Here is a 15,733-nt window from a genome sequence, read left to right on the forward strand (position 1 = left end):
AGAGAAGTTAAGCCCAGTGCCGTTGATGATACTGCAATCACATGCGGGAAAGTAGATAAACCCCAAAAATATTTAAACAGCCGTTGTTAGATAAACTATCAACGGCTGTTTGTTTTTAAAGCAAAAAAATAAAAGTTGATTTTTGAATTGATATTTAGTATTTTCATTAGCAAAAAACACCATTTGCTATGAAAACAAATCTACGTAACTACTTGACTTACTTGATTTTGTATATTTCTTTACAAAATCCTATCTTTTGCCAAAGGCAAATCTCATACATTGATGGTTTTTCAATTAATTCTCGTGTGGGATTAGCTTCCGTTACAGGAGAATTGGGTGATGTACTCATGCTAAGACCTAATTTTAACTTCTCTGTTGAAAAAGGAATTTCTGAAAAAGTGAATATATTACTTGATTTTAATACAGGAAATCTTGAAGGAAGGGAGTATGCTCCTTATCACGCTCGATTTAATTGTGAATTTTTTCAAATTAATTTTTTGTCCAATCTACATCTCATTAGGCTTCTGGATGACAGTAATCTGAATTATAATTTTAGCATTAAACCTTACTTAGGTTTTGGTTTAATTTTTTATCATACGGATGTATATGATTTGAAAACAGGTTCGTTTTTGCGAACGACTGCCGATGGAACAAGTAGGCATACTGCTTTATTTCAACAAAGTGGGGCGGGTGTTGGTGCTAAAGGAATTTATTATACTCGTGAATTGGCAGTTCCGTTTGGGTTTATTTCTGAATTCAGACTGAGTAAAAGATTTTCTACTTTAGTTGATTTGAGGTATTCTTGGATTTATAACGATAAATTAGACGCAACAACTGAGTATAATTTGAGAGTACCTCATAAAATCGGTGGGATAAATTCATATAGTGATACTGCAAATGATGGTTGGCTGTGTCTTTCAATTGGAATAAAGTATAAGTTTATGTCCATGAAAATAATGAAGCAAAGGGGAGTTTAATTAGAGTTCTGAGTTGAGAATGCTGAATTTTGCGTTTTACCTTTCCTCGAAATCTTTCATTTACCTTATAAAAGTTTTAACAGTCATATTCTAAATTTAAATTCATAATATGACTGTTTTTATTTTAAGAGAATAAGTCGATAATGTCGTCTTGTGAAAGTTTTTTCAAGAAACCGTCTTCTGTACTGATAATATCTTTGGCAATGTCTCGCTTTTTATCTTGAAGCAATAAAATTTTCTCTTCAATAGTGTCCTTACAAATCATTCTGTAAGCAAAAACACTCTTTTTCTGCCCAATTCTGTGCGTTCTGTCGATGGCTTGTTGTTCTACTGCCGGATTCCACCAAGGGTCAACCAAGTAAACGTAATCGGCCTCTGTGAGGTTGATACCAACGCCACCTGCTTTTAAACTCATCAAAAATACTCGACAATTTTCATCATCTTGAAAATGATTTACTCTGTCGGCTCTGTCGGTTGTTTTACCGTCTAAATATTCGTATTTAATATGATGTTTTTCAAGATGTTGTTTGATTAAATCCAACATTTTTAAGAATTGACTAAAAATCAAAATTTTATGATTCCCAGCATTCTCTTCAATTTCACGAATGATTTCCTCCAGTTTTGCTGAATTTGTATCGTATTCTGTATCATCATTCAAAAGTGCAGGGCTATCGCAAATTTGGCGAAGTTTCAATAATCCTTCCAAAATCAGAAAAGCCGCTTTCTCTCTACCATCTGTGGACATTTTATCAACCAGTTTTTGGCGATATATTTCACGGAAAGTATCATATACTTTTCGCTGTTTCTTGTCCATTTCGCAGTAAATAATACTTTCTGTTTTTTCTGGTAAATCTTTCGCTACTTCTTCTTTTGTACGTTTTAGCATAAAAGGATACACAATCTTTCTGAGTTGTGCGGCCTTTTCTTTGTCTTGATTTTTATCAATTGGGTTTGAAAACTCAGCTTTGAAAAACTCTCCGCTTCCCAATAAACCTGGATTGATAAATTCCATTTGCGAATACAAATCAAAAGTATTGTTTTCAACAGGCGTACCTGTCATTACCAAACGATTGCGAGATTGAAGTAATTTTACTGCTTTTGAGATCAATGAATCAGGGTTTTTGATGGCTTGCGATTCATCAAGAATGATATAATTGAATTTGAATTCTCTGAATAATTCAATGTCCGAACGCACCATTCCGTAGGTTGTTAGAATGATGTCGTATTCATGCCAATGTTCATTTACTTTTTGGCGTGTTCCGCCTCGGTGAATGAATAGTTTTAACTTCGGACAAAACTTCTCTGCTTCTGCTTGCCAGTTGAAAATCAAAGTTGTTGGTAATACCACCAAATTTACTCCGTCGGGCTTACGATTTTGTTGTTCTTGAAGGAAAGTAAGCATTTGAAGTGTTTTTCCCAAACCCATATCATCGGCAAGAATTCCTCCCCATGAAAATTCATCTAAGAAATTCAACCATTTATAACCTTCTACTTGGTAGTCACGGAGTTGTGCATGAATGTTTTGTGGCAAAGCGATATCAGCCATTTCTTTGAAATTGAGTAGCTTTTGCTTCTTTTCAAATAGTTCTTTTTCAAGTTCAAAGCTGTCGATATCTTTACTCAATTCATCAATTAATGAAAAGTGCATTTTTGAAAGCTGTAAATTATCACCTTTTACTTTGCCCAATTTCAATACATTTTCATACTTCTTCAACCATTCTTCGGGCAACATTCCGAGCGAACCATCTTTTAATTCAACATAGTTTTGTTTCTTCAAAACTGCTTTTTGAATTTCTTTGATACCGATAAATTGGTCGCCAAATTGTACTTCAATTTTCATATCAAACCAGTCGATTCCCGAACCTGCTTTGATATTGAATTGTGCTTTGTGTGGACTATATCTGAATTTCTTTAAGTCTTTGAAACCTAAAATAGTAATGTTGTGATTTTTTATTTCATCAAAAAACTTAAACAACCAGCCGTCTTTCAGTACATTATTAAATGATAAATAGAAAAACGGATACTGACTTTGTGCCGCAAATGTTGGATGCTGCTCTTTGATGATTTGATAATTCGCCTTTTCTACTTCTGTATTTCTGTACTGAATCGTGATTTTGTCGTTTTCATAAGTGATTTTATTCAACTTTTGGTCGTGCGGAAATTCTAAACCGTTTTCATATTCATAAACAGGAACAAAAAGTAAATTGCCTTCATCTTCTTTTAAGTAGATTTTGATTTCCTTGAAAGCGATATTGTCGTGTTCAATTACTTGTGCTACTTGTAAATCAACGGTGAATTTTTCTGCCAAAGGCAAGACAAAATCTTGAAAAAAGCCAGCAAAATTACTTTTACGAACTTTGATGATACCATTTTTAGGAAGATAACTCAACAAATTGGCTACTTCTGGATTGGCTAATTTATAAAGCACATTGCCAAAGCTACGAATCCAATAACTATTGGGATTCATCAGAGCTGCCAATTTGATGGTTTTACCATTCAAGGTTGTGAAGCCTTCTAAAACGATGAAATCATCTTCTTCAGAAAGTACAAATGAAGGAAGTATTCGCTCTTTGCCGATGGATGTTTCTTCAATATCAATTTGACTACTTACATAAGAAGTTTTACTGGTATGAACTGGTCGCTCGGAAAGAAGATTAAAAATTCTATCAAGTTTTTTATTGATATACTCTTCAACGATTGGTAAATCATTGGCAGAAACTTCATCACGATTTAAGTAATCGTAAAAGTAAGGCAAACGTAAATCTTTTTTCTTTCCAAAAGCTTTCAATCCTTCGTCTTTGATACTGTTGATTAGGCTAATCAACTGGCTATCGGCATCGGTTAAAATCGGGAAACTTTCAAAATCACTTTCTTTGAGTGAACGGATATAAGCCATTTTTCCATTTGCTCCGGCTTTGTAAGAATAAGTATCAATGGCTACGTCGTTGACAAATTCTGTTCCTTTAAACCTGAGTACATATAAAATTTGGCGTTGTTCACGGTCAACGTCGTCGTTATTTATCAAGAAAGAATTTTCAGGAGTACGAAAAATACGGTTGTTGATATTTCGCCAATTTTGAAATTGACTCAATTTCTGAATACTTTGGTCTAAGCGAACCAATTGAACAGAACCGTCAGGCTTGATTTTGAAATCAAATTTTTCTTGTAAATCGTCTTCTAAAGAAAAACCGTATTCTGCCAAAAGTTTATTTTTTTCGGCAGTATAATCTCGCATTCTATCAAAAGGACTATTTGGTCCGTAGGCATCTCTAATGGCAATTAAAGCTGCCAATTTATGAATACAGAGATGATTTTCGATGTCTTGGCTACATGAGCAAGAAGTTTGTACTTCACTATTGAAGCGAAGTTTTTCAAATTTTAGATGAAAAATTTCCTTTTTATACTCAAGTTCAACAATGGCAATGCCATCAATGGCAGATTTTATCTGAATATTTTGAACAGCAGTTCTATTTTTCCAATCGTCTAAACTTGCATGATTTTTCAAAGACCAATCATCGAAAGTACTGATTCTGATGATATGCTGTGACGTTGGATAGGTTTTCTTGAGGGGTAAAGATTGTATGGGTGTTAGTTTACGAGTTAAAATTTCTTGCTCCAAAAGTAATAAGGCAGCCACACGATGCTTGCAAATTCCGCCCCAATCGTAACTGCATGAGCAACTTGAACCTACGATGGCAGTATTCCAATTGCGGATTTGAACAGTGTAGTATTTTGAACTTGAATCACTTTTTACTCTGATGCTTGCTTCGCCTTTATCGGTATAAGAAATTTTTTCAAATGAAGCTCCTCCTTTTTGATAAATGACTTTACCACGAGCAACACTTTGTGGTAAAGCATTTGATTTGAGGTATTTTTTTAATTTCTCGGCAATTAATATCGACATAAATTCTGGAATCTTTGTTTGGAATCGGCTAATCCGCAAAGATACAGAGATTTGAAATGGAAATGATACTTAAATGAGAAAAGCTGAATAATAAACTATTCCGAAAAATTTATTAATTTAGAATTCTATACCTTAAATCGCTAACAATGAACAACTTCACTCAATTTCCGTTCGTCCGTTTTTGTATAGCCCTTATTGTAGGCATTGTACTTTACAATTATTTTACTCCTACCAATATTATTGGTGCAATAGCCACTTGCTTATGTTTGGGCTTGGCTTATGTTACTTTGTTTATTTTCCGACAAAGGTTTAAAAATCAACTTCTTGTTGGTTGTACTGGGCTTTTGTGGCTTTGTAGTTCTGGCTATCTGTTGGCATTTCTCCACGACGAAAAAAGTTATCCACAACATTATTCACATCAGCTACAAGGGGTGAGCCATTATGAAGTAATTGTGGATAATTTGGTAGAAGAAAAAGAAAATTCATGGAAAGTGGTCACTGAGGTTCGGGCTTTGGTAAAGAGTAATGAGATTTTACCAGCCAAAGGAAAAATTTTACTGTATTTAGATAATCATACTGTGGATAAACCCAATTTTGGTGATGTACTGTTGATAAAAGGAAAACCACAGGAAATAGCTTCGCCGAAAAACCCAGAAGAGTTTAATTATCAACAATATATGCGTTGGCAAAATATTGATTTTCAACAGTATTGTCGTGCGTCGATGATTGAAAAAATGGGAAATGAAAATCCTGATTTTTTAAAGTCTTTTGCTATCAAAAGTAATATTGTAGCAGATTCAATTTTTACCACTTATGTTGAAGGAAAGCAAGAATATGGCGTAGCAAACGCCATGATTTTGGGACAAAGAGATGATATTGATAGCAATTTGATGCAGGCATATTCTGCGGCTGGAGCAATTCACGTTTTGTCTGTTTCAGGTTTACACGTGGGCGTAATTTGTGGTGTTTTGATGTTTTTGCTGGGTTTTCTGAGAAAGTGGGGAAAAAATGGAAAAATTCTGTGGTTAGTTACGGTTTTGATTACGCTTTGGTTTTATGCTTTTCTAACAGGCTTGTCTTCGCCAGTGTTGCGTTCTACGCTGATGTTTTCGGTGATTTTGATAGCCAAAACTTTTCAGCGAAAAGATAATTCTTATAATACGGTGGCTTTTTCTGCTTTCTGCTTGTTGTTGATAAATCCTAATTTTATTTATAATGTTGGTTTTCAATTATCATATTTGGCAGTTTTTGGTATGATTTACTTTCAGCCCAAATTGAATCCTTTGTTGATAATTGACAAAAGTAAAAGCTGGTTTCATTGGCTTGCCGACCATACTTGGAAAGTAACGACTGTTGCCATTGCGGCACAAATCGCTACTTTCCCAATTACGATTTATTATTTTCATCAATTTCCGAATTACTTCATTTTTGCCAATCCAATCGTGATTTTACTTTCATCAGTTGTTTTGATGGCAGGTTTGGGATTTATCATTTTGGCTAAAATTTTACTTTTCTTTCAAGCCGAGTCAATTATTTACTTTTTTGGTCAATGTTTGAAATATTCCATCTTGGCTCTCAACAAAACAGTACTTTGGTTTGAAAACCTTCCTTTTGCCATTGCCAAGTTTTTATGGCTTTCTACTTTTCAAATGTATGTTTTGTATTTATTGATGTTTACAATCATTGCTCTTTGGCGAACAAAGGCATTTCGTTGGGTGTGGATAAGTTGTGGATTAACTTTTACTTTGATTGTGGGAAATGTTACCCAATATTTTGTTCAAAGAAATCAGGATACTTTAACACTCTTTTCTGTTCCCAAACATTCAGTCTTTAATATTACAAAAGGTAAAAAAGCCTATTTGATAGCCGACGATTCATTTCTGAAAAGTAGAAAAGATATTGGTTTTAGAATGAATAATTATTGGTCGAAATGTGGGATTACTGATACGCTGAAATATGATTTGCATTCAGCTATTTCAGTAAAAGAATTAGCATTTTGTCAGCAAAGTAAAGACTCCATATCGGTACTTATGTGGAAAAACCTAAGCTTTTTGTGGTTGGGAAAAAATCTTAAAAATAAAAATTTAGAAGTACCAACTCAAACTTTTGATTACTTGGTTCTTGCCAATAAATCTGTGAAAGATTTAAAGCAAATTATCGGCAAAGTTCAATTCAAACATTTGGTCATTGATGCTTCGTATTCTGATTGGTACGCAGATAAACTCAGTGAGCAAGCTCGTAATTTGGGTATTATGGTTACGAATTTAAGAAAATCGGGTGCTTTAGAAGTAAAAGCGATTTAGGCTTGTTTTCCATTGCTCACAAAATGAGTGGTTTCATCAAACATTCCTTTTAATTTAATCCTTAATTATGTAAGTTTGGTCTTCAAAAAATACAAATTAAATAATTCATCATGCTAAAAAATCCAATTAAACTCTTAACCCTACTGCTGGCTTGCTCTCCGATTTTGTTGAAAGCTCAAGAAAAGAAAGCAGAACCAAAAGCTCCTACTGCATCAACTGCTCCTGCAAAAGCACCAGAAGCCCCGAAACCCGGTCCAAAAGCATACAGTGAAGTAATTACTGATAAAGCAAAAAGTACCAAAGGGCTTTTCACGATTCACAAAATTGATGAAAAATACTTTTTTGAAATCCCTGATTCTTTATTAGGAAAAGAAATCATGACGATTACTCGTTTGGCGAAAGTTGCTACTATTCCTGGTACTTATGGCGGTGAAATGTTGAACCGACAAGTGATTCGTTTTGAAAAAGCACCAGAGAATAAAATATTTTTGCGTGCCGTTCAGTACATTAACGTTTCGCCAGATTCAACTGCACCGATTTATAAAGCCGTAAAAAACTCAAATGTAGAGCCAATTGCTCAGGCTTTTGACTTAAAGGCAATCAAGAAAGATACTGTTAGTAAATCAAATGCTTCGGTGATAGAAGTAACGGATTTTTTCAAGGGAGATAATCAAATTTTTTCATTGTCGCCTTATACAAAATCAATTTATAAGTTCAACGGATTAGCTCCAGACCGTTCTTATATTCAGTCGATAAAATCATTTCCTATCAATATTGAAATCAGAACCGTAAAAACTTTCATGGCTACACCGCCGATGCCAAGTTTTGGTCCAGCGAGTCCCATTCCTTCGGTGAATATTCCGGCGGCGGCAGCAGCAGGTGCGGTTACTTTAGAAATCAATACTTCAATGATTTTATTGCCGACCGTTCCGATGAAAAAACGCTATTTTGATAATAGAGTCGGATACTTCGCAAACGGCTACACAGTTTTTGACGAAAATGCCCAAAGAACAGAAGACCAAACTTTTGCGGTTCGTTGGCGTTTAGAACCTAAAAATGCAGAAGATGCAGCCAAGCAAAAAAGAGGAGAATTGATTGAACCGAAAAAGCCAATTGTATATTATATCGACCCTGCTACTCCTGAAAAATGGCGTAAGTATTTGAAATTGGGCGTTGACGATTGGCAAAAAGCTTTTGAAGCCGCTGGTTGGAAAAATGCTATTCGTGGAGAAATCCTGAGTGATAAAGATACTACCATTAGTTTAGAAGATGCACGTTACTCGGCTATTCGCTATTTTGCTTCGGATATTGAAAATGCTTATGGACCAAATGTAAGTGACCCACGCACGGGCGAGATTTTAGAAAGTCATATTGGTTGGTATCACAACATCATGAAGTTGTTGAAAAAATGGTACATGACGCAAGCTGGTGCAGTTGACCCACGTTCAAGAAAAAACAAATTGGATGATGAATTGATGGGTGAATTAATTCGTTTTGTATCGTCGCATGAAGTTGGTCATACCATTGGTTTACGCCATAATTATGGTTCAAGCAGTACTGTTCCAGTAGAAAAACTTCGTGACCCGAAATGGATTGCTGAACATGGTCATACGCCTTCTATTATGGATTATGCTCGTTTCAATTATGTTGCTCAGCCAGAAGATGGTGTAAAAGACTTATTCCCACGTATCGGAGAGTATGATATTTGGGCGATAAAATGGGCGTATCAGACATTAGATGGTGCTACGCCAGAAGATGACCAAAAAACATTAAGCAAACAGTATATTCAAGAATTTGCTAAAAATCCAAGAATTTGGTTTGGTACAGAAACCAATCCTTATGACCCACGCACACAGAGCGAATGTTTGGGCGATAATAATATGTTGGCAAGTGATTATGGTATCAAGAACTTAAAGAAAATATTGCCAAATCTAACTGAATGGACGAAAGAGGAAGCTCAGGATTATGAAATGTTGAATGAAGCTTACAACGAAATCGTATTGCAGTATCGTCGTTATATCGGTCATGTTACTAAAAATGTGGGAGGAATTTTTGAAACACCTAAAACTACCGACCAACAAGGAGCTGTTTACGAAGCTACGCCAAAAGCAACACAGAAAGAAGCCGTTAATTGGTTGAGTCGTCAGGTTTTTGAAACACCAACTTGGTTGTTGGATGATAAAATTATTTCAAAAATTCGCCCTGATAATGGCGTTGACGCTATAAGCCGTATTCAAGAAACAACCTTGAATAACTTATTTGCCAGCGACCGTTTACAAAGAATTATTGAAATAAATGCTAAAAATAGTACTTCATATAGTTTGGATGAATTATATACAGACATCCGTAATGCTATTTGGTCTGAACTAAAAACGCATAAAAGTGTAGATGCTACTCGTAGAAATTTACAAAAAGCCTATACTGAGAAACTAATTGCTATTTTAAATGCTCCTGCTGCACCAACTCAAGTTGGTTTTGCGTTCAGAGGAACAGTCATTCCAGCATCAGTTGATCCACATAAAACAGACGTTACTTCGGTAACTCGTGGACATTTGTTGGCATTGAAAAGCGAGCTTAAAGCTGCTTTACCTTTGACAACCGATAAAATGACAAAGTATCATTTTGAAGATGTTTTATTCAGAATCGAAAAAGGTCTTGACCCAAAGTAATTTGAGTTTAGAGTTTTGAATTTTGAGTGAGGATTAAACCTTCATATATTCTCTGTACTCTAAAAAAAGCTTATATTAATGTTTCTGTGAAATAAGAAAATCCTGTCTGCAAAGGCAGGATTTTTTTGTTAGGTCGAGCCATCAATAGTATAATTTAAATTATTGATGTATTAGAAAAAAAAGTATATTTGTGTTGTATTTGTCTCATATACAGCATAATAAACAAAATAAAATGGAAAAGCACGTCAAAGTTAAAGGGGCGGTTCCTGAACGAATCAAGAAAGCCATAGAAGAAAAGCGAGAGTGGATGAGGAAAGTAAAAACCGATACAGTAACTAAGTAAATATTAGGATAAACCCCATTAATGATAAAAAGTCTATTGAAATCCTGTCTGCAAAGGCAGGATTTTTTTGTTACCTTTAAAAAATAAAATACATAACAATGGATTTCGGTAAACTTTCGATACAAGCCTTAGATAAAGTAAATTTTGCCTTACAAGCTGACAATACCTTCAATGAAAAAGTACTGGGAAATATCCCTGTAAAAATGCCTAAAGTACTCGTGGGCTGTCCTGTTTGGTCAAACAAAGATTGGAATGGTAAAATTTATCCACATTCAGCAAAAACTAACGATTACTTGTCGCTCTATTCCAAGCAATTCAACACCATCGAACTGAATGTTACTCATTACCAAATTCCGAATGAAGAAACTATTCAGCGTTGGAAAAATGAAACGGTAGAAGGCTTTACTTTTTGCCCGAAATTTCCACAAATCATTTCTCATGATAAATTACTCCAAAAAACGGAAGGTTTAACCGCTACTTTTTGTGAACAAATCATGAATCTGGACGAAAAATTGGGAATGCCTTTTTTACAATTAGCTCCATATTTTACGCCAAGGCATTTTCATATTTTAGAAAAGTATTTACAAAACCTACCAACAAACTTAAAAATAGCCGTAGAGTTTCGTCATGAAGATTGGTTTAAAAATCCTAAAGTTTGGCAGAATGCTCTTGAATTATTACATCATTTTGGACACGGAACGGTCATTACCGAAGTGGCGGGTAGGAGAGATGTAGTGCATCAAAGTTTGTCGAACAAAGTAGCAACCATTCGTTGGGTAGGCAACGAGCATCCCACAGATTACCAAAGAATAGATGAATGGGTACAAAAACTAAAACAATGGTTTCAGCATGGTTTAGAGGAACTCTATCTTTTTGTCCATGTAAACGAAAATATTTTAGCCCCAGAATTAGCCTTGTACTGGATTCAACAGCTTAATTTGCATTGTGGCTTAGAACTGAAAAGCCCCAAATTTTTACCAAAAGTAGAGCAGATGAGTTTGTTTTAGCTACGAGCTTTGAGCCATCAGCTATGAGATTTTATTGATTTGATAAGAAAAAAGCTCATAGCTATTAGCCCATGGCTCGCAGCTAAAATCTCAAATCTCATTGCTCAAAGCTTACAGCTAAAACAAATAATTCTCGTTTTCACACTAAATACCAAATCTTTAGAAAGTAAATTTCAAAATAATAACTATTTTTGCATCATGATTTTCAAAGGCACACATCATAACCATCATTTCGTTTCCTAAACAGGAAAGGCTGATGAGTATTGTGCCAATAGCAACGACACAAGTATTCGATATAAATAGAAGCCTGATTCCTGAAAAGAGTCAGGCTTTTTTAATGCTTAATCGGGAGTGTTGACGGTGAATTTCAAATTGTTTTTCTCTTAATTCTAAAAAATGAAAACAGTAATAATCAAATACAACGCAGGAAATGTGCAGTCGGTAATGTATGCTTTGGACAGAATTGGCGTAAACTACCTTTGGACAGACGATGAGGCTGAAATCCGTTCGGCTGATAAAGTGATTTTCCCGGGCGTTGGCGAAGCAAGTACTGCTATGGCATACTTGCGTGAAAAAGGTTTGGATAAAGTAATTCCTTCGTTGAAACAACCTGTGTTAGGTACTTGTGTTGGAATGCAACTGATGTGTAAGCATTCGGAAGAAAACGATACTACTTGCATGGGCATTTTTGATATTAACGTAAAACGTTTTGATTCAAGTAATTTCAAAGTACCACACGTAGGTTGGAACAATATTTATAATCTAAAAAGTAAGTTGACGGAAGGCTTGAAGGAAAATGCCTTTATGTATTTTGTGCATAGTTATTATGCCGAAATCAGTACATATACCGTTGCCGAATGCGATTATGTACAACCATTTTCAGCGATGCTTCACAAAGAAAACTTCTACGCCGCCCAATTCCACACTGAAATCAGTGGAAAAGAAGGACAGAAGATTATTGAGAATTTTTTGAGATTGTAAGACTGGAGGACTTTAGGACTGGAAGACTTTAGGATTTGAAGACTTGCGGACTAAAGGATGATAATTTTAAAACTTCTTTATTTTATGAGAGGACATAATTTTAGAGAATTGAACGTTTGGAAACAAGCTGTTGCTTTTGTGACTGAAATTTATGTTATCACCAAATTGTTTCCTCAAGAAGAACAGTATGGATTAACTTCTCAAGTTAGAAGGGCTTCGGTTTCTATTCCTTCAAACATTGCTGAAGGTTCAGGAAGAAGTGACAAAGATTTTGCCCGTTTTGTAGATATGAGTCTTTCTTCTGCTTATGAAGTAGAAACACAATTAATAATAGCTAAGAATTTAGGATATATTTCAGAAGACGATTTTCAATTTCTGATTGAAAATCTAAGAAGTATAGAAAATCAATTACATGGTTTATCAAAATATTTAAATAAGATTAAATGACTTTAAGATTTTTGGGTTTGAAGACTTTAGGACTTGAGGATAAGTATTTTTACATAGTCCTAAAGTCCTAAAGTCCTAAAGTCCTAAAGTCCCAAAAACAATGATTCAAATTATTCCAGCCATAGACTTAATTGACGGAAAATGTGTTCGTCTTACGCAGGGCGATTATGCTCAGAAAAAAATCTATAATGAAAATCCTTTAGAAGTAGCCAAGTCTTTTGAAGATGCAGGTATTCAGCGTTTGCATTTGGTTGATTTAGACGGTGCAAAACAAAAACGCATCGTCAATCATAAAGTATTAGAATTGTTGGCGACTAAAACTAATCTTCATATTGATTTTGGAGGAGGAGTACAATCAGACGAAATGATTGAAATTGCTTTTAATTCAGGAGCAAAACAAGTAACAGGCGGAAGTGTAGCCGTAAAAAATCCCGATTTATTTGAAGGATGGCTACAAAACTATGGCGGAGAAAAAATCATTCTCGGTGCAGACGCTCGTGATGAAAAAATAGCCATTTCAGGTTGGGAAGAAGCTACCACTACTTCGGTCTATGATTTTGTAGGAAATTATATCGAAAAAGGAGCGAAATATACAATTTCAACAGATGTAGCTAAAGACGGATTATTAGAAGGACCAAGTTTCCAATTATATAAAAATCTCCAAGACCAATTTCCAAGCCTACAAATTATTGCCAGCGGAGGAGTATCGGTAATGGATGATATTTTGAAATTAGACGAAATGAATATCTTCGGCGTAATCGTCGGCAAAGCGATTTATGAAGGTAGAATTACTTTGAAACAGATTGCAGATTTACATAAATAGATGTTGAGATTTGGGATATTGGATTTCGGATTTCAGATTTCGGCAGTTTAAGGAAATTAAAATCCAAATAAAATTTACAAGTCTTTAATCTTGATTCTTGTATCTAAAATCTTGTGTCTTTAAGTCCTAAAGTCTTCAAGTCTCAAAATAAAAAAAGTCTTGATTCTTGTATCTAAAATCTTGTGTCTAAAAATCTTAAAGTCTAAAAAAAGGCTGAAAGCTCATAGCTGATAGCCGAAAGCTAAATACAATGCTTACAAAAAGAATAATTCCTTGTCTTGATATAAAAGACGGTCGCACAGTGAAAGGCACAAATTTCGTGAACCTTCGTGATGCAGGCGACCCCGTAGAATTAGGTGCAATTTACGCTGAACAAGGGGCAGACGAATTGGTGTTTTTAGATATTACTGCTACCGTTGACAATCGCAAAACACTGATAGATTTGGTAAGAAATGTAGCTCGCCATGTAAATATTCCATTTACAGTTGGCGGAGGAATTTCTTCTATTGAAGACGTTTCAGCTTTGCTTAATGCGGGTGCGGATAAAGTATCTATCAATTCATCGGCTGTTAGAAGACCAGCATTGATTAATGAATTAGCCTTGCAGTTTGGTTCACAATGTATTATCGTGGCGATTGATACTCGTTTTATTGTTACTGAAAATGGAATTTCAGAACACATCGTTCATACACACGGAGGAAGAAAACCAACAGCTTTGCGTACTTTGGCTTGGGCAAAAGAAGTAGAAGAGCGTGGAGCAGGAGAAATTTTGCTAACCTCAATGGATACCGACGGCACGAAAGCTGGCTTTGCCAATGAATTAACAGCGGCAATTTCTGGAAATTCATCAATTCCAATCATTGCTTCGGGCGGAGCAGGAACAATGGAACACTTCAACGAAGTATTCACCGTAGGAAAAGCCGATGCAGGTTTGGCAGCAAGTATTTTCCATTTCAAGGAAATAGATATTATTGAATTAAAAGAGTATTTAAGAGATAAAGGAATTTCAATGAGACTATAATTTGGCTATGAATCCATCTGCTAATTTTTTGATGTTTGCTTTTGCTTCGTTGATGTTGAACATCACGCCCGGTTCGGATATGCTTTATGTTGCCACCCGAAGTACCACACAAGGAATTAAAGCAGGAGTATTTTCGGCTTTAGGAATTATGGTTGGCTGTTTGGTGCATATCTTTGCCGCAGTTTTAGGTTTATCTATCATTATTGCCAAATCGGCTCTGGCATTCAATGTAATAAAGTATGTTGGTGCGGCTTATTTGATTTATCTTGGTGTAAAATCTTTGATGAGCAAAAGTCAAAATAATAATTTGCTGGATTTAAAACCCATGTCGCACTGGAAAATTTTTACACAAGGAGTCTGGACGAACATCTTGAATCCCAAAGTAGCCATTTTCTTCTTAGCATTTTTACCTCAGTTTATTCAGCCCAATTTGCCCAATACGCAATGGCAAATTTTGCTTTTAGGTCTTTGGTTTGATTTCTCAGGAACGATTGTCAATATTTTAGTCGCATTGGTGTTCGGAAAATTAGGAAATTGGCTTTTACAATATCCATCATTCAGTAAAATACAAGAAAAAGTAACAGGAATAGTCTTGATTCTTTTAGGAATAAGAATCGCTATTATTTCAAGAAAATAAAAAACAATCTTAACAAGAGATGAAAATAGATTTTGAAAAACAAGGAGGTTTAGTACCAGCAATCATACAAGATGCCAAAACAGACAAAGTATTGATGCTTGGTTATATGAATCAAGAAGCTTTGGAGAAAACCGAAAAAGAAAAAGTAGTTACTTTTTTTAGCCGTTCAAAACAAAGACTTTGGACAAAAGGCGAAACTTCGGATAATTTCTTGCACGTAGTAGAAATTTTGAACGATTGCGATGAAGATACGCTCTTGATTAAAGTAAATCCTGCTGGCCCAACTTGCCATACTGGGGCAGATACTTGTTGGAACGAGAAGAACGAACCGGGACAAGCTGGTTGGTTGAATCACTTAAAAGCTGTAATCCGTGACCGCAAAAATAATCCTTCTGAGAAGTCTTATACAGCCAGTCTTTTCAAAAAAGGAACAAACAAAATTGCTCAAAAAGTAGGAGAGGAGGCAGTTGAATTGGTGATTGAAGCAATGGATTCAAACGATGATTTATTCAAAGGCGAAGCCGCTGATTTATTATTTCATTATTTAGTGTTGTTGGAGCAAAGAGGTATTGACTTTGATGAAATTATTGGTGTACTTCGTTCAAGACATTCAGGTTAAAA

Annotated in this window: 11 protein-coding genes; 10 read left to right on the top strand and 1 reads right to left on the bottom strand. The window is 35.1% G+C overall.

Annotation, left to right across the window (positions count from 1 at the left end; translation table 11 throughout):
* The first annotated feature begins 188 nt into the window (after nt 1–188).
* Nucleotides 189–977, top strand: a complete 789-nt coding sequence (locus VB248_RS14325) for a hypothetical protein (RefSeq protein WP_323297479.1) — start codon at nt 189–191, stop codon at nt 975–977.
* A 124-nt stretch (nt 978–1,101) separates the two neighbouring features.
* On the opposite strand, the gene VB248_RS14330 is transcribed toward VB248_RS14325, so the two are convergent.
* Nucleotides 1,102–4,881, bottom strand: a complete 3,780-nt coding sequence (locus VB248_RS14330; RefSeq protein ID WP_323297480.1) for a DEAD/DEAH box helicase — start codon at nt 4,879–4,881, stop codon at nt 1,102–1,104.
* Nucleotides 4,882–5,027: 146 nt separating this feature from the next.
* Here VB248_RS14330 and VB248_RS14335 point away from each other — a divergent pair, with 146 nt between their 5' ends.
* The 9 genes from VB248_RS14335 to hisIE all read left to right on the top strand — a co-directional run bounded on the left by VB248_RS14335 (nt 5,028) and on the right by hisIE (nt 15,731).
* Nucleotides 5,028–7,184 (top strand): ComEC/Rec2 family competence protein, encoded by a 2,157-nt coding sequence (locus tag VB248_RS14335; RefSeq protein WP_323297481.1) that lies wholly within the window; start codon nt 5,028–5,030, stop codon nt 7,182–7,184.
* A 110-nt stretch (nt 7,185–7,294) separates the two neighbouring features.
* Nucleotides 7,295–9,853: a zinc-dependent metalloprotease gene (locus VB248_RS14340; RefSeq protein WP_323297482.1), complete on the top strand. Its 2,559-nt coding sequence runs from the start codon at nt 7,295–7,297 to the stop codon at nt 9,851–9,853.
* A 441-nt stretch (nt 9,854–10,294) separates the two neighbouring features.
* The gene (locus VB248_RS14345; protein WP_323297483.1) at nt 10,295–11,203 is read left to right on the top strand and encodes a DUF72 domain-containing protein; all 909 of its coding nucleotides are present in this window, start codon (nt 10,295–10,297) and stop codon (nt 11,201–11,203) included.
* 396 nt (nt 11,204–11,599) lie between these two features.
* Nucleotides 11,600–12,184 carry an imidazole glycerol phosphate synthase subunit HisH gene (gene hisH / locus VB248_RS14350; RefSeq protein WP_323297484.1) on the top strand — a complete coding sequence of 195 codons (585 nt, stop codon included), beginning with the start codon at nt 11,600–11,602 and terminating at the stop codon, nt 12,182–12,184.
* Between the two features lie 84 nt (nt 12,185–12,268).
* Nucleotides 12,269–12,631, top strand: coding sequence for a four helix bundle protein (locus VB248_RS14355; RefSeq protein ID WP_323297485.1), 363 nt, complete (start codon nt 12,269–12,271; stop codon nt 12,629–12,631).
* A 100-nt stretch (nt 12,632–12,731) separates the two neighbouring features.
* The gene (gene hisA, locus VB248_RS14360; RefSeq protein ID WP_323297486.1) at nt 12,732–13,454 is read left to right on the top strand and encodes a 1-(5-phosphoribosyl)-5-[(5-phosphoribosylamino)methylideneamino]imidazole-4-carboxamide isomerase; all 723 of its coding nucleotides are present in this window, start codon (nt 12,732–12,734) and stop codon (nt 13,452–13,454) included.
* Between the two features lie 250 nt (nt 13,455–13,704).
* Nucleotides 13,705–14,475, top strand: a complete 771-nt coding sequence (hisF, locus tag VB248_RS14365) for an imidazole glycerol phosphate synthase subunit HisF (RefSeq protein WP_323297487.1) — start codon at nt 13,705–13,707, stop codon at nt 14,473–14,475.
* Nucleotides 14,476–14,482: 7 nt separating this feature from the next.
* Nucleotides 14,483–15,112, top strand: coding sequence for a LysE family translocator (locus VB248_RS14370; protein WP_323297488.1), 630 nt, complete (start codon nt 14,483–14,485; stop codon nt 15,110–15,112).
* A 19-nt stretch (nt 15,113–15,131) separates the two neighbouring features.
* The gene (gene hisIE, locus VB248_RS14375; protein ID WP_323297489.1) at nt 15,132–15,731 is read left to right on the top strand and encodes a bifunctional phosphoribosyl-AMP cyclohydrolase/phosphoribosyl-ATP diphosphatase HisIE; all 600 of its coding nucleotides are present in this window, start codon (nt 15,132–15,134) and stop codon (nt 15,729–15,731) included.
* The last annotated feature ends 2 nt before the right edge of the window (nt 15,732–15,733 follow it).

The sequence above is a fragment of the Arcicella rigui genome (assembly GCF_034929435.1).
GTDB lineage: Bacteria > Bacteroidota > Bacteroidia > Cytophagales > Spirosomataceae > Arcicella > Arcicella rigui.